Origin of the sequence: Serratia sp. (in: enterobacteria) (assembly GCF_046715635.1) — a bacterium.
In the GTDB taxonomy this organism is placed as follows: Bacteria; Pseudomonadota; Gammaproteobacteria; order Enterobacterales; family Enterobacteriaceae; genus Chania.
Genome location: NZ_JBKJYW010000317.1, coordinates 48,652 through 70,719, shown reverse-complemented (window position 1 = coordinate 70,719; position 22,068 = coordinate 48,652). Strand labels below are relative to the sequence as shown.

The 22,068-nt window shown below is 54.6% G+C and carries 16 protein-coding genes and 3 pseudogenes; all 19 read right to left on the bottom strand.

Translation table 11 applies throughout. From position 1 onward, the window contains the following. Positions 1–85: 85 nt before the first annotated feature. Positions 86–250, bottom strand: a pseudogene (locus tag ACLQ7H_RS16670) (transposase domain-containing protein); the annotation flags it as partial. Beyond that, positions 244–399 (bottom strand): annotated as a pseudogene (locus ACLQ7H_RS16665) (IS66 family transposase); the annotation flags it as partial. The pseudogenes ACLQ7H_RS16670 and ACLQ7H_RS16665, both read right to left, overlap by 7 nt. Positions 400–459: 60 nt before the next feature. After that, a pseudogene (locus tag ACLQ7H_RS16660) lies at positions 460–795 on the bottom strand (transposase); the annotation flags it as partial. A 428-nt stretch (positions 796–1,223) separates the two neighbouring features. Further along, a complete protein-coding gene (locus ACLQ7H_RS16655) occupies positions 1,224–1,697 on the bottom strand; it encodes an OsmC family protein (RefSeq protein ID WP_127377369.1) in 474 nt (157 codons plus the stop codon). 22 nt (positions 1,698–1,719) lie between these two features. Continuing rightward, a complete protein-coding gene (locus ACLQ7H_RS16650) occupies positions 1,720–2,772 on the bottom strand; it encodes a C45 family autoproteolytic acyltransferase/hydolase (RefSeq protein WP_411753626.1) in 1,053 nt (350 codons plus the stop codon). Beyond that, positions 2,769–3,383, bottom strand: coding sequence for a GNAT family N-acetyltransferase (locus ACLQ7H_RS16645; protein WP_411753625.1), 615 nt, complete (start codon positions 3,381–3,383; stop codon positions 2,769–2,771). The genes ACLQ7H_RS16650 and ACLQ7H_RS16645 overlap by 4 nt, the downstream gene beginning before the upstream one ends. Before the next feature lie 10 nt (positions 3,384–3,393). Then, positions 3,394–3,669, bottom strand: a complete 276-nt coding sequence (locus tag ACLQ7H_RS16640) for an acyl carrier protein (protein ID WP_411753624.1) — start codon at positions 3,667–3,669, stop codon at positions 3,394–3,396. Next, a complete protein-coding gene (locus tag ACLQ7H_RS16635) occupies positions 3,659–5,176 on the bottom strand; it encodes an AMP-binding protein (protein WP_411753623.1) in 1,518 nt (505 codons plus the stop codon). The genes ACLQ7H_RS16640 and ACLQ7H_RS16635 overlap by 11 nt, the downstream gene beginning before the upstream one ends. Next, positions 5,173–8,427, bottom strand: a complete 3,255-nt coding sequence (locus ACLQ7H_RS16630) for a non-ribosomal peptide synthetase (RefSeq protein WP_411753622.1) — start codon at positions 8,425–8,427, stop codon at positions 5,173–5,175. Before ACLQ7H_RS16630 ends, ACLQ7H_RS16635 begins: the two co-directional genes overlap by 4 nt. Beyond that, on the bottom strand, positions 8,424–10,637 hold the full coding sequence (locus ACLQ7H_RS16625) for a class I tRNA ligase family protein (RefSeq protein WP_411753621.1): 2,214 nt from the start codon (positions 10,635–10,637) through the stop codon (positions 8,424–8,426). The genes ACLQ7H_RS16630 and ACLQ7H_RS16625 overlap by 4 nt, the downstream gene beginning before the upstream one ends. Positions 10,638–10,649: 12 nt before the next feature. After that, complete coding sequence (locus tag ACLQ7H_RS16620) at positions 10,650–11,693, bottom strand: FAD-dependent oxidoreductase (protein WP_411753620.1); 1,044 nt, start codon at positions 11,691–11,693, stop codon at positions 10,650–10,652. Positions 11,694–11,724: 31 nt separating this feature from the next. After that, positions 11,725–13,080, bottom strand: a complete 1,356-nt coding sequence (locus ACLQ7H_RS16615; protein ID WP_411753619.1) for a lysine N(6)-hydroxylase/L-ornithine N(5)-oxygenase family protein — start codon at positions 13,078–13,080, stop codon at positions 11,725–11,727. 31 nt (positions 13,081–13,111) lie between these two features. Beyond that, positions 13,112–14,380, bottom strand: a complete 1,269-nt coding sequence (locus tag ACLQ7H_RS16610) for an MFS transporter (RefSeq protein WP_411753618.1) — start codon at positions 14,378–14,380, stop codon at positions 13,112–13,114. Next, positions 14,373–15,695 carry an ATP-grasp domain-containing protein gene (locus ACLQ7H_RS16605; protein WP_411753617.1) on the bottom strand — a complete coding sequence of 441 codons (1,323 nt, stop codon included), beginning with the start codon at positions 15,693–15,695 and terminating at the stop codon, positions 14,373–14,375. Before ACLQ7H_RS16605 ends, ACLQ7H_RS16610 begins: the two co-directional genes overlap by 8 nt. Before the next feature lie 9 nt (positions 15,696–15,704). Further along, on the bottom strand, positions 15,705–16,853 hold the full coding sequence (locus tag ACLQ7H_RS16600; RefSeq protein WP_411753616.1) for a cytochrome P450: 1,149 nt from the start codon (positions 16,851–16,853) through the stop codon (positions 15,705–15,707). Then, on the bottom strand, positions 16,850–18,043 hold the full coding sequence (locus ACLQ7H_RS16595) for an acyl-CoA dehydrogenase family protein (protein ID WP_411753615.1): 1,194 nt from the start codon (positions 18,041–18,043) through the stop codon (positions 16,850–16,852). The genes ACLQ7H_RS16600 and ACLQ7H_RS16595 overlap by 4 nt, the downstream gene beginning before the upstream one ends. Before the next feature lie 32 nt (positions 18,044–18,075). Beyond that, positions 18,076–20,265: an iron-containing redox enzyme family protein gene (locus ACLQ7H_RS16590; RefSeq protein ID WP_411753614.1), complete on the bottom strand. Its 2,190-nt coding sequence runs from the start codon at positions 20,263–20,265 to the stop codon at positions 18,076–18,078. Continuing rightward, a complete protein-coding gene (locus ACLQ7H_RS16585; RefSeq protein ID WP_411753613.1) occupies positions 20,265–21,200 on the bottom strand; it encodes a hypothetical protein in 936 nt (311 codons plus the stop codon). Before ACLQ7H_RS16585 ends, ACLQ7H_RS16590 begins: the two co-directional genes overlap by 1 nt. After that, the gene (locus ACLQ7H_RS16580) at positions 21,194–22,060 is read right to left on the bottom strand and encodes an isocitrate lyase/phosphoenolpyruvate mutase family protein (RefSeq protein ID WP_127377362.1); all 867 of its coding nucleotides are present in this window, start codon (positions 22,058–22,060) and stop codon (positions 21,194–21,196) included. Before ACLQ7H_RS16580 ends, ACLQ7H_RS16585 begins: the two co-directional genes overlap by 7 nt. Positions 22,061–22,068: the final 8 nt, after the last annotated feature.

Genomic DNA, 22,068 nt, shown 5'->3' with positions numbered 1-22,068 from the left:
TTATCCAACTATCTTAATGATTACCTTAATATAATTGTGGGTAGTTGCAAGACAGCGACGGCCGTATTGACAGCGGACAGGTAGCTTATTCTGTTGGCAGGGTTACTCGCCAAGGTAGGAGCTCACCAACTCGGTTTACCGGCCAGTCGGCGATCACATTCAGTATGTGGTGCAGATAACGCTCAGGATCTATACCATTCAACCTGCATGTCCCGATCAACCCGTACAACAGTGCGCCACGTTCAGCTCCAGTTGCTCAGCCGCATCCTCTCCCAGATATGACAGTACGCCGCCAGAGTCCGGGCAGCAGGTTTCTGCTGGCAATAGACGCTTTTCATCGCGAGGGAGTAATTCAGGGAACGGTTTGCGCGTGCGGGTCTGACGAAGTGGCTGTGGGACTTCCTGTATCAGCATTGCCAGCAGATTTTCGCTGACGGTGCCATTCAGGCGGAGTGTGCCGTGCCGGAACGTTATCTCGCAGGACAGCGGGAGCGCTTCTGACTCCGCAGGGGGCGGGGAGAGTTGATTAGCCGGTTCGATTTCAGCATCAAATGTTACCGGGAGTAACTCGGGAATATTTACTTCTGGCGATGACGATAGTTGGAGTTTTCCTTGCCGCCAGTGTTGACGCCACTCAAACAACAGATTGGCATTGATACCGTTGTCCAGAGCCAGTTTTGAGATAGAGACGTTGGGTTCACAGGAGGCTGCAACAAGGCGTTGTTTAAATTCAAGAGGATAATTGGGGCAGCCTTTTCGCCTGCCGGCAATACTATTTTTCTGTATATATGACATTTTGGTTCCCACTACTATTTGGTGGGAACCACTTTGTTGAAAGTGTCAGATATTCGCCAGACGGTGCTGGGATGACGCTTACCCTGAATCTTGTTTGTGCGGGCTATGATTCTTTGTTTATCACGGATCGTATGCGACATTCTGAAACCACCGCACTGGCGATTACGCACACTCAGTGGCAGAAAATGGGAAGCCCGTGATGTATCGCTGGTCACAACACGGGAGACTGCTAAGTTTTCACAGCTTTTTGATTTTGTTGATAAGGGTGACGATTTATCGTCCCACTGTGGCACAAGAGATGGGAGGCGACAATTCCATTAACAAAGCCGTTTTTAAGTGGTAAACGACAACCAAAAATCCTGCCGTGTATTAGCCGCAGTATAAAACTGGTACCGAACAGTGCCAGTCTTTTATCTGGAAACTGACACCTAATCTGCTTTAACTACCGAGTTACTGAGCGTCAACAGTACAGGGAAATTCATAGAATTGGCGATATAGCACTTTTCATGAGCCAAATGGTGCAATTCCACTGCCAGATCTACATCTGATTCGGCAGAAATCACAACGTTAGGCACGAGCGTCACCTCGATGAATTTGCCGCTCAGTCCGTCCATGATCCCACGAGGTGTGTCAGCATAAGTTAACACCCGCACTCCGGCATCGGCACAAAGGTGTAAATACCACAGTTGGTGGCAAGCGCTTAAGGAAGCTAGCAGCATCTCTTCCGGGTTCCAACACCCAGGGTCGCCTAAAAATTGCGGATCTGCAGAGCCCTTCAACAGCTTGCCCTCCGAGCCTTTGATATCGTATTCGCGCCCATAGGCGTTATAGCCTGATGTTCCTGCACCTCGGTTGCCAGTCCACACTAACTCGACCTGATAGTGATGAAGATGTTTTGACATGCGTTGTCCTTAATGGCGTCGATTAATCAGATAATGAAAAAGTTTGTGTCTTATTAACGGCGGGGTTGCCAGGGCGCAGTAGTAGTCGCCCCTGTTTCGGCAACATGATCGCCGCCGCTACGGTGCGTTCACGCCGAATGTCGCCGTTATTGGCCACGCATACGGGCGCGGCGCTGAATAGGGAAAAACAGGCTTCGGCATCATGTGGGCCAGAGGCCAAAAAGGCCTCGGCTTTGCTCAAGCGCTGCACGGACGAATTCCTTGCAAAAATGTTGAGCGCATCATCTGTCTGAAAATCCTGATGCAAAAAGTGATTGGTATGCATCGTTGTCCTATTAGCTTGCCGAGCGTTGCCCTGCGAAACGATACGCCACTGATTGTTCATACTCTCAACACAGATAACCTGTTGGTGGTCACAAAGCGTAAAGGAGCGAGAGCTGGAGAGCGGCAGACGTATCAGCGCTTCCAGTGCGTGCTCTACGCTGGCACAGTTATCCAATATATGGCGGATCGCCAGGTAAGGGGGAATACCTGGCCCCCATTCACCCCCGAGCACCATATTCAACCCGACAGATAAACCAGCCTGATTGATCCCGAGATACCCCAGCAGCCCAGCAAAGCTCAATACTAATGAGGGAATGCGCGTGCTCTGGCAGGAAAAGACGTGGATAAAATCGTCCAGATTACCGTTCAAATCCACTGTCTGAGCCAGCCACGGCTCGGTCTGCAAAGAGGCAATCGTAGTGCAGTCACCGCCGGTATTGATTCGATTGTAACCGAGCACCTCGCGCCGCAGCTGTAACAACCAGGCGAGATCCTGCGGCATCTGAGCGCCTTTAGCTACTCCGTCGATCTCCTGCGCAATCTCCGGCAGCCAGTAAGTGATGATCTGGCGGTATCGGTTGATTTTTTCGCTCAGGCCCGCCAGTGACAGCGGGCTATCACTGAGTTGGTTGAGACGGCACAGGTGATCGTCCGTGAATTGCCACAGTGCCTCCCGGCACTGTTCACCTTGCTGGATCCCTCGGGTTTGCGCGTCACCGCGCAGTACTACGACCGGTACTGCGACGCTCATTGCGCCTCCGCAGGGCGAAGGGCTTTCACGTGTTGCTGCAATGTCTCACTTACCCAAGGCCACTCATTGGCGAGCACGCTGTAGAATATAGCGTCACGTCGCCGGCCATCTGGCATATAGTTGAAGCTCCGCAGGGTGCCTTCCTCTTGCGCGCCGATATTGCGCAGACCTGCCCTGGCTTGAAGGTTGAGCACATCCGTTTTGAATTCGACCCGCAGCGCGTCGAGCGTTTCAAAAGCATGGCGCATCAACAGGTATTTCGCCCAACGATTGATCCCCTTGCCGCGAAAAGCTTCGCCGAGCCAAGACCAACCGATTTCCAGCCGGCTCTCTTTTTCCAACATGTTACCGAAGCTCATGCTGCCGGCAATTTTCCCGCTGGATTTGTCGATGACCACGAAGACAGCGCGCGTGCCGGATTCCTGATCGGTAAGCATGGTGTTAAAAAATGCTTCAAACTCATCGTCATTGCTGACGCGGAAAACAAAATACCGCCAGATATGGCTGTCGTGCGCCAGCGCGCGTATCGCTTCCTTGTCATCTGCGCGAACGGGGCGAAGCAGGACATGTTCGTTTTCCAGCGTGGCAGAGGCCTTGGTTTTCCAGTTCATACTTTTTTCCTTACAGGTGACTTGCCATTTGCGGATTAACATGCGGCGCCAAAATGCGGATTACATCGCCCAGCGAATTCATATGTGCCAAATCATCTTCTGTCAGGCCAGCCAGATCGATGTTCATTTCCCGGCAGAGCGACGTAATAAATAAGATTTTATTCAACGACGTCAGCCCATATGCATCGCGCATATTGGCGCTGCTATCGAGGCTGTCGCTTTCCATCGGGGGCGTCAGCGTAGCGGCAAACTTTTGACGTGCAATGGTTTCCAGATTAGTGGTCATGGTGAAGTTCCTTAACTGCGGTGTTGAGTTCATGTTGGTAACGTTCGAAGATCGCCTTGCGAATCGGCTTGTATTGGGAGGTCAGCAGGCCGTTGTCGATGCTGAATGGCTGGCTCGCAATAACCAGGCGGCTGATGAATTCGTCTTTTTCCGTTATTGCGTTAACGCTTTTCAGGGCGGCGTGGATGGCTTGCGTGTCAGCAGGAGTCGAGGCTGGTGAGATAACTGCCACCAGTTCCGTTTGCTGCGGGCTGAAAATGACGCATTCCGTGATGGCCCCCTCATTGCGCAAACGGGCTTCGATCGGCTGAACGTCAATTTTTTTGCCGTTATCCAGCACGATAACGTTGTCCGAACGCCCTTTGATATATAAAAAGCCGTCTTTATCGATGAAGCCTAAATCGCCAGTACATACGCCACCCTCAGGGGTAAAGATCTTCTCTGAGGCTCCCTCGGGGGCATAGAGGTAGCGGGTGTTTACAGGATATTCGCTGTAAACGATGACGTTGCCGTTATCATCAATCACCACTTTTTTACCGTCGATCACCAGTCCGACACTGCCGGGACGAGATGCGCCGGGATGATTTTTGGTGACAATGCAGGTTTCGTTCATGCCGTATCCCTCATAGAGAGGCAGGCCCATCTGCAGATAAAAATCGAGCGTAGCGGTGTCCGCCGGGGCCGATCCCGTCCACAAATAGCGGATCCGCTCACCAAACAGCGCGCGAGCCTGTGTTTTCATCGCTGCCTCATCGCCACCTTGTCGCAAGATGTGCTGCCGTGCGGCTTCGAAGAAGGCGGGAACCCCCATCACGACGGTAGGTTGCCGTTGTGCCATAAATACGAATGCCGATTGGTAATTGCTCAGCACGATGTCATGCCCATATTTCAGGGCCGAGTAGATCCAGTAACGCTGTTGCAGCAAAGATAACGGCAGGAACACAAACAGGCTGTCTTCCGGCCCGTGTGCGAAGATGCGCTGGACGCCGTGCAACGAAGCGTCGATGCTGCCCACGGTGGCGGCGAGGCCCTTCGGTATCCCGGTCGAACCGGAGGTAAATTTGATGGTGGTGGTGTCGTCGGGGGTGTATTCCACGCTGGGTAGCGTTGCCGGGAAATCGGCGAGAAACGCGTTGATTGCTTTAATGTCCCGGATCGCCGTACAGGCTGTATCGACCTTTTTATCGGTGAACAGGCATTTCAACTGGTAGTCGCGCACCAGCGAAGGCTCAGCGGTGAATTTACCGGGATCGAAACCGGCGGTACGTACCTTTATCCGCAGTGCGGCCAAGTCAAGCAGCACCCATTCAAGGCAGTTATCTGACAGGATACCGATCGTGTCGCCAGCGGTGATCCCCTGCGCGAGCAGGCCATTGGCAACTTGCCCCGCCATAGAATACAGCTCGTGCAAAGGAAGCGTTTTTTGCTCGCCAAGCGTGGCGATAAACAGGCTTCCACCTTGCTCCGGCGGCTTATTAACAATCTCGTTGATGATGGAATAGGTCATAGCTTACCCCCGCGTTCGGCGATTTGATTGGCCATCCCCTGTACGGTATTGAATTGATAGACGGACTCCAGCGGCAGCGCTACGCCAAACTGTTTGCGTACCGATGTTAAAATACGCAGCGCCTTGAGGGAGTTACCGCCCAGGCTGAAGAAATCCTGCTCTACCCCAACGGTTTCGCTGGCCAGAATTTCTTGCCACAGCGTCTGCAAAGCGCGTGCAATATCGCTTTGAGCTTGCTGTGACTCGGCACTGCCGCTGGCTTCGACAGCCAGAGAGATTTGTGCCAAAGCTTTGCGATCGATTTTTTGGTTGCGATTAAGGGGCAAAGCGTCGTGCCAGAGTAGTTGTGCCGGGATCATATAATCCGGCAACAAATGGCCGACCCGCTGGCGCAGCTCGGCGAGCGTCGGCTTATCGCCATTGGCTACCAGATGCGCGACCAGTAGATCGCCATGCGCATTTTTGGCGGCGACAACAGCAGCCTGGCCAATCTCAGGCAATGTAGCCAGCGCGTTCTCAACCTCACCGGCTTCAATCCGGTAACCGTTGATTTTTATCTGTAAGTCAACCCGGCCAAGAATGTCGATGTCGCCGTTCGGCAGATAACGCCCTAAGTCGCCAGTCCGGAAACAACGCTGTCCGCTCAGTTCGTCCACGGGATAACGTTCAAGGGTTCTGGCTTCGTCATGCCAGTACCCCTGGGTTATTCCTACCCCGCTGGCATAGATCTCGCCCGCGACCCAGTCAGGGCATTCGCTGCCTTGGGAATGGCGAATGGCACACTGATTATTCGCATTCGGGCGCCCGTAAGGGATATTTTCGCCGTTACAATCTTCAGGGGCGATCGGGTGGCAAATGTTCCAGATTGTCGTTTCCGTCGGGCCGCCGAGAGACCAGTAAGCGATATCAGGGCGCTGCGTTATCATGGCTGCCGGCAGATCCGGCGGGATGCGATCGCCGCTCATCATGATCAGGCGCAGGCTGTCTGTCAGCATCGTCTGGTGTTCAAACATCATACGGACGATGGCCGGTACCGAATTCCAAACGGTGACACGGTGCATTCGACACAGTGTGGCCCAATGTTCCACATCGTTTGCGCGGTCGGCATCCGGCATCACCAAGGCCGCTCCGGCCGACAGGGCACCGAAAATGTCCCAAACGGAAAGATCGAAGTTGAAGGCGCTGATGGCAAAAAAGCGGTCATCCGTTTGAATGTTGAAACGCGTTTGGCAATCGGCAACTAGGTTCACCACGTTGCGATGGGTCACCATCACCCCTTTGGGATCGCCGGTGGTTCCTGAGGTATACAAGACATAGGCCAGGTCATCCTGCGTCGAGGCGACATCACGAGCCGGTAAAGCAAACGTCTGTTCATCAGGATGGCGCAGGTCGAAACATGGCAGTGAAAGCTCAACGTCAACGTTCATCAACACAACCCGAACGCCTCCATCCTGCAACATGTAGCGGCGGCGTGCCTCGGGCAAATCCGCGTCGATCGGCAGGTAGCAAGCGCCAGCCAAAACGATCGCCATGATGCCGACAATCTGCTCCGGCCCACGGGTCGCGATAAGACCGACAAGTTCGTTGCGCTTGACCCCTTGAGCATGCAGCCACTGTGCCGCTTCTGCGGCGCGATTGAGCAACTCGCCGTAGCTTATCTGCCGTTCCAGGGTACAAATGGCCGGGTTGGCCGGATGCTGGCGAGCCTGAGCGACAAATGCATCGCCGAGCAAGTGATGGGGGATCTCGGCGTCGGTAGCGTTAATTTGCGCACGTAACTGGCGCTGTTTTTCGGGCAGCAGATCGAAGATCTTCCTTTCCCAGCCGCCCGGTTGGCACAGTAACAACAGCATGCGTTGCATACCTTCTGCTATCGCAGCCAGGAACCCCGGCGGGAATGCCGATTTAACGCCGTCCAGCCGGATGATCAACTGCCCCTGTTGTTCAAACAAAAACGTATCTAGCAGCACCTGTGGCGTTTGGCTGAGCGTGTACACTTCGCGGCCCAATAAGGCCAGCGCATCGCCGTTTACGCCTTCAAGCGCTCCCAAAGTACAGTTAAACGTGTAAGGCATGCGCGCATCTGCCAGTCCCCGCGTTTTTGCCATTTCGCGCATGACGTCAATGCCGGAAAAATAGCGGTGATCAATATCCTGATGAAGCTGGGTTTGCAGGCGTTGGGCGCGCTGAATGAACGGGCTTTGATGATCAAGGTGGATCTCGGTCAGCATCGGATCGGAGAAAGGCCCGATCGTTTTGAAAGCCTGTGGATGAATAGGGCGGCGTTCAGAGATTGTCACATTAAGAGTGAAATCTGCACCGGCACCCCAGATATACAGAGTTTCCGCCCATGCGGCCATCAACACTGCGGCGGGCGTCAACTGATGGGCCTGGGTTTGCTGCTGCAATAGCTGCCAACGCGCCGCATCCAGAGTGACGAGATGCTGTGTGAAGCGCGGCGTGTCTTCCATCGGCTTGGCGTTTTGCGGCAGCGCAGGGGCTTTCGGCAACGTTGCCAGCCGTTGCAACCAGTAGTTGCGGGAACGCGTGCTGATGGCATGTTTTTTATCTTGCTCGCGTGCGGCGATATGCTGATGGAAAGCCAGGTATTCAGTCTGCGGCAGGGGTGTCTGATAGTGCTGATACCAGAGTCTGAACAGCAAAAACATACTGATACCGTCCACGATCATGCCGTCATGATTGACGTACAGCACCATGTTATCCGGTGAGAAGATCGCCACTTCGACCTGCAACAGGGAGGCTGCTGGCGATAAGATCCGATGGGATTTCTCATCACGTAGCCGCGCCCGTTCCTGCTGTTGCTCGGTGGCCGTCAACCCTTGCAGATCGCGGCGCGCGATACGCGGAAGCTCGCTGCTCTCATATTGTGCATTGTCGCTGGTCATACGCAGGCGCAGCGCGGAGTGTTCCCGAGCCACGCGCTGTAACGCCTGCTCCAGGCGGTCGATGTCCCAGACGCCCTCTATTTCATGGAAAACCTGATTGGCGACGCCTCCGCCTTCTGCAACCAGCGCTCTGCCGCGATAATACGCCTGCTGCAGAGGCGTCATCGGGAAGGTATTCTGGCTTTCGGATAACCATGAGAGCAGTTCTGTCTTATATGTACGGATCTCCGTCACCAACTGCGGTGGAATGGTATTAGTCATTCCTTCAAGTTTTATATTGTCTCCCTGCGCGCTGATTTTCAGCCCGGCATCTGTGATGCGTTCGAATAATTCTGCCACGCTCATACTGCAGCCTCCCGTTGCTGGCGAGCGATATGCTCGGCGATCGCCCCCAAAGGTTGGTTCAACAGCGTTTCCAATGGTAGATCCGCCTGACATTCGTGCAGCAACTGGTATTGCAACGTCACCGTCATCAATGATGTCGCCCCTAATTGTGTCAACGCTTGTGTCGGATCCAGACGGGCTTCTGGCAGCAATACGCTCAGTTTCTCCTCTAGCCATTGCCAGTGGGGATTTTCATCTTGCTGACGAGGCTCGTAGAAGAAACGCGTTGTCCGCAGCGCAATGCTATTGCCTGGGCGAACCAACTCCACTTGCTGCGGCCATGCGCGTGGCGATTCATTGCCGAGCGCCGCCGCCAGGTTAGCGGCAAACCGTGGCATCAGCGGGCTGGCCATGGTGGAAAGCAGGTGAGCGGCTGCCAGCTCCAGTGCGATGGCTGTGCGATATTCATCGCGCCATTGTTCAATACCTGCCAACAGTTGCTGGCTACGGGAGAAGGCTCGTGTTTCGGCAACCAGCGTTTTTAGATGCTGGGCCGCGCCGCGCAGCGAAAAGCCGTCGGGATTAAGCGCATCGGTAACCGCCTGCAAGCTCCCATTCAAACGTGCCAAAAATGCCACGTGTTCCTTCGTCCAGATGCCGGCGTCCGGCGCTTTCCCTTGGTAATGTGTGTCAACCCGCGCGCCGAGATCCTGCATCCAGCTCTGCCATTGGCCGATCAGCGTGTTGCGCACTTCATCTTCCCATTCCGACAGTTGGAAGTTGGTTCTTTCCTGCTCCGGGCGCGTCAGGCACAAATAGAAACGGACGGCATCGACGCTCTGCGGCGTCAGGATCTCCTTCCCCCATACGGCATGACGGCGGCTGGTGGAAAACTTTTTGCCGTCGAGCAGATAAAATTCGTTGTAGTGGTAATCAATGTCCGGCTGCCATTCCGGGTAAGCCAGATGGTAAAGCGCCGGGTAAAGAATACTGTGGTAGAAACTGTTGTCGTAGCCGAAGAAGTGAACGATCTTCCAGTCCTGTTGAGGGGCATCCGCAGACCAGGAACGGCCCACTTTCTTGCCCAACTGTTCGATGTCATACAGGAATCCGAAGCTCATTTCCGGCCAGACCCAGATCACCTGATCTGCGGTTTCCGCCGGTGGGATCCCCCATTGGGAAGGATGGGAAACGGGAATGGTGAAGCCGGGGCGTGAAAATACGCGGTTGGCCAATTCACGCATTCTGGCGGGCACGCGTCCAACTTTATGATGTTCTGCTACTTGTTGAGCGAATTGATGCAGCGGTAACAAATAACGAGCGACCTGAGTGTGTTCGGGTGTGGTCTGGTTGGCTTTCGACACGGGTTGTGCCATATCCACCACCACGTTCGGCTCGCCGCACTCTTCGCAGATATTGCCATTAGTGCCACCGCCGCAACCAGGGCAAAGGCCGGCAACATCCACTTCGTAGAGATATTTTCCGCTTTGCGCATCACAAAAAGCATCGCTTTCGGCAAACGTCACTTTGCCTTCACCCAGGGTCTTGCTGAAGAAGCGTTGGGTTCCCTCAACATAGCCGGGCGCATCGTTGGTCACGGTATAGTGATCCGGCTCTATATCCATCATCTTCAGGGTTTGTAATATTTCCTGAGAGAAATGGCTTGCCGCCGCCGCCGGGGTGGTGCCTTCACGTTCCGCCAGCGCGATGACATAACTTTGATAGTCGTCCGAACCCGTCATATGCCAGGCAGGATTGCCGAGCATGCGTTGATAGCGGACATAGGCATCCGCGCCCAGATAAGGGCCGGAAAGGTGACCGAGATGCAAATCACCATTCGGCGTTGGCGGTGTGGAAAAGACAAACTGCGGGCGCTGTGGATTTTGCCGTTCTAGGGAAGAGGCGGAGCGTCGGGCATTCTCAGCGTCACGACGGTATTGCAGAAAGAACAGCACATCCTCCTCGCCCGTATTTTCCAGCACGTGCGATTCAAAAGGGGCGAACTGAGCCGCGCAGCCTGCGGTTACCGGATGACGATGGCCATCAACGATTAGCACGCCGGTACCGGCAACGATGACGAACATTTCGCTTTCATCATGCTGATGGCTGTCCGAACGTTCCCCAGGGCGAACTCGTCCCCAACCGGCCGGAAAGTCCATGCCCTCAATACTGCCGATATCAATGCCGAACTGCCTCGACATGTGCGTAGCATCATAACGACGAATAATCATATTCTGTGGTCCTCAAAAAGCAGTTTGCGATAAAAGGTGAACAGCATCGGCGGCGATTGCCGGTGCCAGCCGATAACCGGAGCCGTTGGCTCCACCGGCGAAAATCAGGTGCTCATCTAGACGGGTGACGACAGGCTCTCGCGATGGGCTGTAAGCATCGCAAAATACGCGGCCATCTTTTATTGCTGCGGCCAGTGATGGCGCATAGCGGTTCAGGATCTCGCGCGCCTGCGCCAGATCGTGCGCCTGCAGGGGGGCGATATTTTGCGGCAGAACATCCCATTCCTGGCAGGTATAGCTGAATAGCCAATGCCCCCGGCTGTGGCAGGGCAGCAGAAACGCGTCTTCGTCATGGAAAATGGTCAGCGCCGCGTCCGGTTCCGGTTTTTGGGCAATATGAACCGCGACGATCTTTTTCACCCGGATGCCGAGTTTGGCGATATGTTCTTGCCAAGCTGGCGCAGCCAGCCAGGGGCCTGGTGCCAGGATAACTTGCTTGGCATGTCGGCTGCTGCCATCGCTGAGTGCCAACTGATACCCTCCGGTTTGTGGCCGCAGCGCCATAACGCTCAATCCCTCACCAACCGTTATCAGCGGACGCAGCGCCAACAGCCACTTTTGGATCAGGGCGAAGACATCGGCGTAATGCGCGCCATTGCCATGCAAAATAACCTGCTCTGCGCGATTGATGGAAAGACCCTGCGCAGGATCCAGCGTTTCCTCCGGGGTAAAATCAGCCAGAGGAAGATAACTGCGCAGCGTATCCTCCTGATGCGCTTTGGCGGCAATCAGTTTCATCGGTAAAGAATAAAACGGAGCACCACCGCTTATATAAGGCATATAATAATCATGGCTATAACGGGACATCTCCCGGACGCGTTCGGTTGAGCCGCGAGGGAAATGAACGCCAGCAGAATAAAATGAGCTGCCGACACCACAAAGCCGTTTTTCGATCAGCGAAATAGTTTCATTCGGGTATTTTTTTATTGCCTCACGTGCGATGGCGATACCAATAATACCGCCACCGACAATAGCAATATCGTCTGTGTTTTTCATGGTGTGCTAACATCTTATCTTGATGGTTGAATTATCGTGCCGTCATTATTTTCTTTTCTTCTATGGCGTCATTATTAACGCTGTGCTGGGCGCTATAATTATCCCCAGGTGACCAATCAACAAATGAAGAGAGTTGCTGCCGCGGATATTTGCCACATAAACGGCCCATAATACGCTGTGCCCGCCAGGCATTCAGGCTCAGGTTAACGTCCGGTAAACCTCTTTGCCCACGTACGGCATTTTGCACAAAGATATTGTTGTTCTTGGGGCCGTCCCAAACGATGGCAAAATCATCGTCAACCACAAACTCGTCATTCTCATAGTTTATTCTATCGTGTAAACCAGCCAGGAAGTTTTTTTCCGCCGGGCGATAGCCTGTTGCCCAAATAATTACGTCACCTTCGAGATGTTCAACATGCCCGGCGTCATTATGCTTAAATTCAACATGCCATGAACCAAACGGTGAACGATTGACTTTATGCACCGAACGGCTGGTCATTAAGTCGAAATCCAGTTCACCCGGCGTAATGAATTTCAGACAGTAAAGCTTTTGATAGATTGCCCGCAATGTTGATTCAGAGATGCCATCGGAGGTGAGGACATTTTCTCTATTGGTTTTTTGGCGCAAATGTAAGGGCAACTTACTGAAATAATCCGAATAGCACGGCATGTAAAAATCGTTGGTAAAGGTCGAATCGTCAATTGGGAAAAAATTACGCCGACGTGATATCCAGGTAATATGCTTCGGTCGTTCGCTCTCCGGCTTCGACGATAAATCGAGAAATGCCTCGGCACCGGACTGACCGCCGCCGATAATCACAACACGTTTACCGGCCATTGTGCGGTTCTTTTTCATATATTGACTGATATGGAATTGTGAATCACCCAGCAACGGTGCGGCAAAATCCGGCACCCAAGGCCGGGTGCCGACGCCAATCGCCAGATTTTCAGCGGTCAATTGACGTTTGTCTGTTTCAATGCAGAACACACCATTGAAATCGATGTTTAACACGCGCTCGCCAAACTGGACGTTCTCGTTTTTTTCCGCTGCCCAGGCCATGTAATTGCGAAATTCGCGACGTGGAATTTCATCGAACTGGGCGTTGAGAAAGTGATAAATGCGGCCTTTCTCATGCAGATAGGACATAAAGGTAAACTTATTGGTCGGGTCGGTCAGCGTGCTTAAATCCTTAAACAGGGAAACCTGCAACGTGGCGCCGTCAATCATTTGATCGTCGTGCCAGGAAAACGTGTTTTTTTGATCGAGGAATACATTGCTGACTTCTGGCTTGTCATGCAGCAGGGAAGCCAGACTCAGGTTCGCCGGCCCCGCACCGATACCCAAAAGGGTATAGTGAGAGGGGATGCCCTTTAGTGCCTGTTTCATAAAATTACCCTTATAGGTTTTAGATAATCAATTACTCGATAGCTTCATCGGTTTTGTTTAACGCCTGGCTGGGTACGGAGGCTGAACTTTCGGCAGGCTCTCGGACGCATTGGCTGCAAACCAAGGCGGCGAAGATGGAACCCATCGCGACGATCGGCCAGAAAATCGTATCCAGCGACAGATAAAGCCAGCCGCCAATGACTGGGCCTAGCGCGATCCCCAGGCTGAACATGAAATGGAAACTGCCCAGATAGTGGGACTTCAGATGCGCAGGGCCTGCGTTGGCAGGGAAGGCAAAGAAGACCGGGCCAGAGATGATTTCACCCAGCGACCAAATCAGCGTACCGACGATCAGTGCGGCTGGGCCGATGGGAACGGCGTAGAAAGCGACGCCAGCCCCAATCAGCGTAAAGCCAATTGCCAGCACATATCTTTTGTTGTAGTTCTGGGTGAATTTGGTGATGAACAACTCAAAACAGATCACGATGATCCCGTTCAGCGACACCGCCAAGGTGTACCAGAACAGAGGGATCCCTTTGTCCTCAACATAGAGCGGCAAGGTTGTGATGTATTGCACATAGACGGCCGAGTGGCAAAAGGTTGCCAGCAAGAACATCACAAAGCGGCGATCGGCCAGAACATCCAGGTAGCTTCCCGTGGTCGCTTTGCTGGCTGCGGTTGCCGTTCCCGAAGCCCCATCGGTTCTTTTACCGGGCAGGGTCAGCATCGCCAGCAACGCGTAGAGCGCAGCGATAATCGCCTCTCCCCAGAATAGCCAGGTAAAACTTTCACCGCCCCAGTGATAAAGGGCATAACCGATGAGAGGGGCACCGGTCGCACCGAGGTTCAGGCCCAGGCGATAAATGGCGAAAATCATCGTTTGCCGCTCGGGTGGCGTTTGCCAGGAAAGCAACGCCGCCGAAGCAGGACGGAACAACTGGGCGCACAGGCTGGCCAATGCCACAACGATCAGGATGGAAACAAAGTGGTCAAGATAGAGCAACGCCGCCGTCAGTACCGCTGTTGCTCCCATGCTGATCATGCTGGCAAAGCGTGGCCCGAACCGTTCGCTGATGGCACCACCGGCCAGAGCGCCGATCACCGCGCCAGTGCCGTAAATCGCCAAGGCGATGATGGTTTGCTGGTGCGAGTAACCGAGCGACACCAGATACAACACGATGAAAATTTGCAGGAACCCGGACAGTCTGTTGATCAGCACGCCGAACAGCACCACTTTTGATGACAATGGGCTTTGCGAAAATGTCTCCAGTACGCCCGGATTGTGTATTGAATTAGTCATGTTGCCCCTTCACATGCAGTGTGATTTTTGCTCTAACGTTTTTTTCCAATTGATCCAGTTCTGCCACGTTGCGCGCATCGATAAAAAACACCACCGCACGATCTTCTGACGAGCGTAGAGGTTCCAGGCGCTCGCCGCGCTGTTTATGCACAAACACGGCCCGCAACGTTGGCGCATCATCGCGGTTACCGGCGGAGAGGGTCGGCCAGGGATCGTTATCATTAAGCCAAGCGATTTCCGCTCCGGGCCAGTCCAACTGCACGTCCACCAGGATCCCAGGGGAATGTTCCAGATACACCTGCCGTGCGACGCGACCAGGGGCTGGCAGGCTCACCTGCTCACCCAGCATAATGCGTAAAATGGCCGGTTCGAGAGGTTGCCCGTAGGCCAGATTGTAGAGCGGCAAAATACCATCACCTGGCGTGCGCGAAGCGATCTCCATCAGCCAGGGGCGGCCATTGTGATCCACGCGCCATTCGGTATGTGCGATCCCGTCTTTGAAGCTCAAAGTGTTCAGAACTTGCTGGGTTGCTTCCAGCAGCAGCGCACTGTTTTGATCCTGATTGGGTACCGTATGCGCCAGTTCCACGAAGGTGTTGGCGTGGCTGTCCGTCGTGACTTTGTGGGTGGCGGAGGCAAATATAACTTCACCCTGCTGCGACAGGGTTTCTACGGAATATTCCTGCCCGACAATTTTTTGTTCCAGCAGCAGAGTTTCGTGCGCGGGATAATCCGCCAAAGCGCGGTGAGCTTGCTGTGGTGTTTCAATGCTGAGCACGCCGGAAGAAGAATGCCGAGTTGCCGGTTTCATGATCAGAGGATAAGCCAGCGCTGTTAGATCGATACGGCTGCGTTGCTCTGGCGGCACCATCACGGAATCCGGGCTGAATGCGTTAAGGTAAAAGCGCTGAAGATATTTGCTGCGGCACACGCGAGTTGCCCGTAGGCCGGGCGAACGAATGCCCAAGGCATCGGCGATAAGGCCCGTTGGCTCTACCAGCGTTTCCCCTACGGCGAATGTACCGATGATCTGATATAACGTGCGCCAGTTTTGCAGGGCGGCGATGACACTGGGGTTAAACGACGCTTCTTTATCCAACGATCCTTCGACATAGGCCACGCCGGCAATATGCGATATGGGGCTGAGCTTATTGCGGCGCGCTTCTTCTACTTGCTGGCGGTAGCTTCCCGGCGTTAGAACCAGAATTGTCAGGCCGCGCTCGGCGAGCTGTGTCAGGTAAAGCGAATTACGGCAAATGACCCAAAAAGCGCCTGTTAAAACGAAGGCGGCGGGCAATGGTGTTTTCGTGTTCATCCGGTGGCCTCAGTTAGTCTTGGAAAGCAAGAATTCAGGAATGCGGGCATTGCCCGAAGGCAGATAACGGCGCTGACGTAAATGGTGCTGCCAATCCGGCATGCATGCGTCCAGCGCCACGAGCATGCCGTGGGTAATGGCTTGAGCGATGTCGGTGCCAGGGCAACGATGGCGGCCACCGCTAAAGGAATAACAGGCCGCATGGTTCCGCGCAGGTTGGAAAGCATGAGGCTGTGGGAAGCGGACAGGATCGCGATTCGCCGCCGCCAGCAGCAGCAACACCGTGTCGCCTGGTGCAATCTGGTGCCCGCAAAGCGTTACGCTCTGGGTTGCGAAACGACGGGTGTTCTGTATCGGCGAGGCATAACGCACGGCTTCTTTGATGAACCTGTCAGCAGGCTCGCGTTGCCACTGATCGGGATAGCGCTGCGCCAGCAGCAATGCATTGCCGATGAGCCCGGCGGTTGCGTCATAGGTTTGCGACAAGAAACCAACGGCATTGGCAATCAAGGGGGCTTGTTGCGACCAGCCGCGCTCATTCGCGCAATGCAGCAGCTCTGCCAGCAGAGCACCTTTAGGCGCTTGAGCGATCTCCTTGGAAAACAGAGCTAGTAGTTTCCCGGCGGCGAGGCTGGCGCGCTGCTGGTGTTCCGGTGTGGCGCTGGCGGGAATGCACAATACGAATTCGGCGATCAGCGCGACAATATCCGGCACATTCTGCGGCATGAATCCGCACAAACTGGCGACGACAGCCGCAGGCACCGAGAACATCCAGCTATTGATTTCCTCACCATCTTCTAGCGCACGCCGCGCCTGCTGTTCGGCCAGTTGCCGCACATAGGCCAAGTCGGCGGTAGACAGAGCCTGGATGATGATGCTCTTCAACTGTTGCTGATATTCTCCTTCGCGCATGCGAACCAGTTGGCTAAAGACCTCGCCAGCGGGGGTGCCGACAATGCCCGGCGGTACAGGCTGAGAAGCGGGGCGTACCTGCAAGGTCGGATCGTTGAGTACCGCATCTGTCGATGCTGCATCGCTGACGACCCAGAGCTGAAGGGCGCTGTCAAAATACACCGGTTTTTCACGCGTTAATTGTGCATAATATTCCCATGGTGACTCATGCTCGATAGCGCTGAGTGGGTTAAGTGAGCTGCTCACGATAAATCCTCCCGGTTAATGGCCCGTTGTGTATCCAGGGATGAGGCGATATTCATCAGCAGCGCTTCGGAAGCACCTTCGTAAATGCGTAGTGGCCGGATTTGCCGATATAGGCATTCTAGTTGACTGCCAGCCACCATGCCCGCCGCCCCGAGAAGTTGCAGCGCGCTATCGACGATTTGGCAGGCTTGCTCGCTGGCGAAATATTTAGCGGCGGCTGAATCCCGTGCGAACGGTTTGCCCGCATCGAGTTGCCAGGCGGCCTTGGCGGTCAGCAGAGTTGCTGCGGAAAGTGAAATGTCCATCTTGGCCAGCGTAGCCTGGGTTAGCTGCAGATCCAGCAGGCGGCCCCGGTAGATTTTACGTTGCGCGGCATGGCGCAATGCGATATCTGCCGCACGACGAGCGAATCCCACCGCCGCGCTAGCTACCGTCATGCGGAAGCGGTCGAGAATGTCCAGAGCAATAATAAATCCTTGCCCCGGTTGGCCTAACAGGTTTTCCTGCGGCACCCAAACCTCGTTGAAACGCAGATGTGACCATGAACGCGGTGCGATAGCATCGACAGGTTGAGCGCTGACGCCACGCGCAGAAGCATCGACGATGAAGGCGCTCAGCCCCAGCGGGCCTGGCCCTTCACCGGTACGGGCAATAACGATGATATCGCTGGCAATATCCCCTTGGGCAATCCACGCCTTTTCTCCGTTTAATCGCCAGCCGCCTTCGCTGCGTTGTGCGTTCAGCGTCAACGCGGCGATATCGGTTCCGGCCTGTGGTTCGGATAACGCGAATGCCGCAATGCGCTCTCCGCGCGCTAACCCTGGCAGGTAGTGCTGGCGCTGCGCATCATTGCCGTAGCGCTGGATCACGCTGGCACTGAGAGATTGAATCGACCAGGCGAAGTCGAGCAGATCGTCGAAGTAGGCCAGCGTTTGGCGGGATAAACAGAGCGTGCGCGCATCGTTTAACGCCGCATTGTCATGATCCTCCAGGTGGTCAAGCCATCCGGCTTGCCCCAGCAGATGCAGCATCTGTCGGCCCTGTTCCGCTACCGGCAGGCGGCGCAACGACTGCAGAATTTCACTCTGTTGCTGGCACCACAGATCCAGTTTCTGCACATAATGCTGGTGCTCGGCGGTGAAGAACGGCATCGACAGTTGCGTCGGATCATGGCTAATACATTGATTCACTGTGCTTCCTTACATAAACGTTAAAAAGGTAATCAAATCAATACTTCGCTATATGTCTCAGTGGCAGACGCCCCATTTTTCAGGTCTGTCTCAAGGAACCATGAGAAAGAAGCATAACCTCGCCATATCCGCCGCCAGCGTTGCTGACGTTCATCCGGCGTCATATTTGGCGGCAGGTCTTCCATATAGGCGATAATCAAATCAACGGATTGCCGGGCGTGTCCGGCAGAAAAGTTGTCGATGGTCAGGTGGGCTTCCTCGTAAACGGTATCGAAACCGTAACGACGTAGCTTCTGGATCTCGTGCGTACGCATTTCACCTAGCCCCAGCATTTCAATCCCCAAGTTGTAGCCCAGTAGCTCTTCATAGAATGAATCCGGGAACAGGGACATGCCCAACTGGTGCAGGGAGAAGTCGTAGATATCCGGCAATTCCTGCTGGTGGCAGAATTCAGGGTCGCGGATATGTGGGAGCGTAATCCCCATGCTGTGCAACACACGCAGGATCAGGGTGATATGATTTTTTTCCACGTCGCCGCGCCCCATCTCATCCGCATAAATGGCCAGCATCATGCCGTCGCTGCGGCTCTGACTGCGCAACACGCTGCCGAAGCGATGAGCCCAGGCACCGTCAATCATGCTGCCCAGCGCCATCAGTTTCTGGTTGAAGATCACGCTTTCACGATCGGGTAGGGTCGCCAGCCGCTCCAGGGGATTAACCAGTTTTTGCCAGTAAATCTCATCCATCCGCGCCCGCAGTGCCTCTGGGCTGTAATCGAACTCACTGGCATCGGTGTAACGTCCCCGCTGACCGCAGGCAAACAGCGCCTGGGCTTGTTGCAGCGTGTCCATAGTCCGTTGTTTGAGCGCATTAAGATGGTTGGCATAATGCTCAATGTTCACGAGGCGGTAAAACAGCGTGCGGGCTTCCGGTAACAGTGGCACCGTTTCAAGGATGAGCAGCGACTCAATGCGGGCGCAACGGAAGTGCTCACACCAGACGGCCGCCTGCGCATCACCCGGCTCCTGGAACTGGCTCAATGTAATTTCGCGCTCATGCTGTTGGGCGTCGGCAATCCAACCAGCTATGATTTCAGCTTCACGCTGGTTGAAAATGCCAAACATGGCACCGCCAAAACGGATAGCATGCATGAAACGGCAACCCTTCGACTTTTCGTTGGTTTGCCGTAAGTACGGTGAGCGTTTAAAGGCGGTCAAGAACGCCGTCATCTCGGCCACGTCATCGACGCTCCATTGGCTCAGCGCTTTTTTCTCCAACATGATCAGTTGGTGCTGTTTCCCTGCGAAAGGAAAATGACGCACCATGACCTCGGCCATGCGATCGTCAAGCGTTCGGGCAGCAAGCTGCTCTTGTTGCGTCAGCAGCATGCTGGCATGGCTCAGTTCAAGCTCCGTCGCCAGGCTGGCCGCACGATAAAACCGTTGCAGATCCTCCTGGCCGTTCACCGAGTTATGGCAGGCGCTTATCCAGCCCTCCAGCAGCGTTACGCACTCACCGCAAGTTAACGACGGCGGCATTTCCAGTAGTGCGTCATCGAAACCGAGCGAGTAATAAGCAAAATGAATACCGGCGATTTCTGGCAGGTAGCTTGCGGGCAAGCGGGAAAAGGCCAGCCAAAATAGGGCCTGCCAGAGCGTCAGCTCAGTGCTTTGCAGCTGTACTGGCACACTAGGAACGCCACAAAAAGGAATGGTGATGCCTAACGCGGCAAAGCGGCGCTGGCGCTGCTGTTGCTGGCCGTGATCAAGTTCTCCGAAGCCCTTCACCATAAAGTTATGAGCATTTAGCAGGTTCACCACGGCGGCGGGTTCGGTGGCAGGTTGAGAAACCCGGTCAAGCCAGCATCCGGCCAGCATTGAAAGCAGTGCCCGCTGCTTCAGCAGTATGTTTTTGTCTTGTTCATCAGACCGGAGTAGCCTAGCTGCGGATTGCGCCAGTGTGGCTTTCGCCCCGTTGATATACGCCTCAAAAGCGGCACGTTCCCAGTGCGACGACAACGGTTGCGCGGCCAGGAATGTCTGGATCAACTGCAAGGCCAGAAGTTGTTGTGTTTCGCTTTCAAGGTCGCCGACCAGGTTGTTATAAAGCTCATTTACGTCCGTGCTGTTACGTAGCGCGATCAGCGCGGCATGGGCAGCGGGCGAAAAATGAAATTTTTCATCGGGCAACGAGGTGGTGTAATCGGTGAATGAGAAAGACATCAGGCGATTCCTTTTCGCAGTAACAATGAGGCTCTGGCTCCGGGGATGCTTACCGCCAACTGGCATAACGCAGTGTCACTTACGATCCCGTCATTGCAGGCATCAATAAAATTGATCAGCGGATCGGCGGCAAAGCAATGGCCGAAACGCGGAATATTGTCGGTATAAAGCTGCGTCTGTTGATAACCAGCCTGCATTTCATTCAATTGACACAGTGGGAGATAAACGTTGCTGTGAAACAGACGGGTGATATCACTGAGCGTGATGCCCGCAGACGAAAACAAGTCCTGATTTACTGCTTTTACCAACCCGGCGGACAGCCCCTGATGCAGTTGGCTATGGTTTTGCCGCCCGCCGCTGGCAATCAGCATGTTCCCCTGCAAAGGCGCGTCGTCGGCATGGCAAATCAGGCAACTGGCGGCACCATCGGAGAACAGTGCGAAGTTCTCCATCCGCAGTTGTTCATCGCTGATGGCGTCGCAGGTGATGATTAATATCCGTCTGGCTTGAGTGCTCTGGATCAGGCTGTGGGCCAGATGGATCCCTTTCAGCAAATTCGTGCAACGCCCGAGGGATACGCCGATGATCTCTGACTGTTCCAATTGCAGCATAGTGGCGAACTCGGCCAAAAAGCGTTGATGCGCCTCCGTACCGCTTTGTAACGAGGAACTGCAAACGATCGTCGTATCGATGTCCTGCCCTGTGTAACCCGCCTCGGCAAGCGTCATCCGGGCCGTTTTTATCGCCATCTCCGTGATGGAGCTGGTCGTTTGGTATATATTCCCCCAGCCCCATAAATCCGCCTGCAGCGGCATCGCAAACTGTTTTGCCCTGACCTGATGATCCGCCAGCTCATGCCAGGCAAGCTTTTGCTCACCCAGCACATAATGCGCAGCCAGTAACTTGCTCTGTGGGGTTACGTCAACGTTCAGCACGGGAGATCTCCGCTTTCAAGAAGCTTGGCTACGTCAAAATAGCCGACGGCGCGATCGAGGAACTGGCAGGTGCCATGCTGCTGTAATTCCTGAAGTGCCGTGACGAATCCGCCCAGAGCGGCGCGCGACAAAGCAGAACCCAGGCTGACGCGGGTCACCCCTAAGGCGAACAACTCCGTCACGGATAGACGATTACCCGCACCCAGCAGTACGTTCACCGGGGCGTCTATGGCCAGGCACACCGCCCTGATCGATTCGGCGTCCGGTAAGGCCGGGGCGTAAAGCACATCGGCACCGGCGTCACGGTATGCCTTGAGGCGCGCGATCGTGTCCTTAAGATCGTGGACGCCATAGAGGAAATTCTCCGCCCGCGCGGTCACGGTGAAGGGAAAAGGTAAGCGCTTTGCCGCTTCCACCGCCGCTTCTACGCGGGCCACCGATATCGCAAAATCCCGGATCGGGTGCGCCAAATCGCTACTGTAATCTTCAATCGATCCGCCGACGGCACCGCTATTCGCGGCGGCACGGATAGTCTGCATGATGGCGTCAGCGCTTTCGCCGAAGCCATCCTCCAGATCGATGGATACGGGAAGCTGCGTCGCTTCAACCAGATCACGAGCATTTTCCAGCGTTTCTTCAAGCGTTACGGACTGTGCCCGATCCAGTTTGCCGAGAGAAAATGCCAGCCCGGCACTGGTTGTCCCGATTGCCTTAAACCCGGCGTTCTGCATCAAAATCGCGGTTCCACGATCCCAAGGGTTCGGCATCACGAAGGACGAACCCGCGGTATGCAATTTTTTGAATCGTTCCGCCTTTTGATATTGGCCAGAATTATCGGGTGACGCATTCGCCGTAAACATAAATAACC

Coding starts and splice junctions, on each gene's coding strand:
- ACLQ7H_RS16655 (WP_127377369.1), bottom strand. CDS start 1,697: ATGTCAAAACATCTTCATCACTATCAGGTCGAGTTAGTGTGGACTGGC.
- ACLQ7H_RS16650 (WP_411753626.1), bottom strand. CDS start 2,772: ATGAGCGTCGCAGTACCGGTCGTAGTACTGCGCGGTGACGCGCAAACC.
- ACLQ7H_RS16645 (WP_411753625.1), bottom strand. CDS start 3,383: ATGAACTGGAAAACCAAGGCCTCTGCCACGCTGGAAAACGAACATGTC.
- ACLQ7H_RS16640 (WP_411753624.1), bottom strand. CDS start 3,669: ATGACCACTAATCTGGAAACCATTGCACGTCAAAAGTTTGCCGCTACG.
- ACLQ7H_RS16635 (WP_411753623.1), bottom strand. CDS start 5,176: ATGACCTATTCCATCATCAACGAGATTGTTAATAAGCCGCCGGAGCAA.
- ACLQ7H_RS16630 (WP_411753622.1), bottom strand. CDS start 8,427: ATGAGCGTGGCAGAATTATTCGAACGCATCACAGATGCCGGGCTGAAA.
- ACLQ7H_RS16625 (WP_411753621.1), bottom strand. CDS start 10,637: ATGATTATTCGTCGTTATGATGCTACGCACATGTCGAGGCAGTTCGGC.
- ACLQ7H_RS16620 (WP_411753620.1), bottom strand. CDS start 11,693: ATGAAAAACACAGACGATATTGCTATTGTCGGTGGCGGTATTATTGGT.
- ACLQ7H_RS16615 (WP_411753619.1), bottom strand. CDS start 13,080: ATGAAACAGGCACTAAAGGGCATCCCCTCTCACTATACCCTTTTGGGT.
- ACLQ7H_RS16610 (WP_411753618.1), bottom strand. CDS start 14,380: ATGACTAATTCAATACACAATCCGGGCGTACTGGAGACATTTTCGCAA.
- ACLQ7H_RS16605 (WP_411753617.1), bottom strand. CDS start 15,695: ATGAACACGAAAACACCATTGCCCGCCGCCTTCGTTTTAACAGGCGCT.
- ACLQ7H_RS16590 (WP_411753614.1), bottom strand. CDS start 20,265: ATGTCTTTCTCATTCACCGATTACACCACCTCGTTGCCCGATGAAAAA.
- ACLQ7H_RS16580 (WP_127377362.1), bottom strand. CDS start 22,060: ATGTTTACGGCGAATGCGTCACCCGATAATTCTGGCCAATATCAAAAG.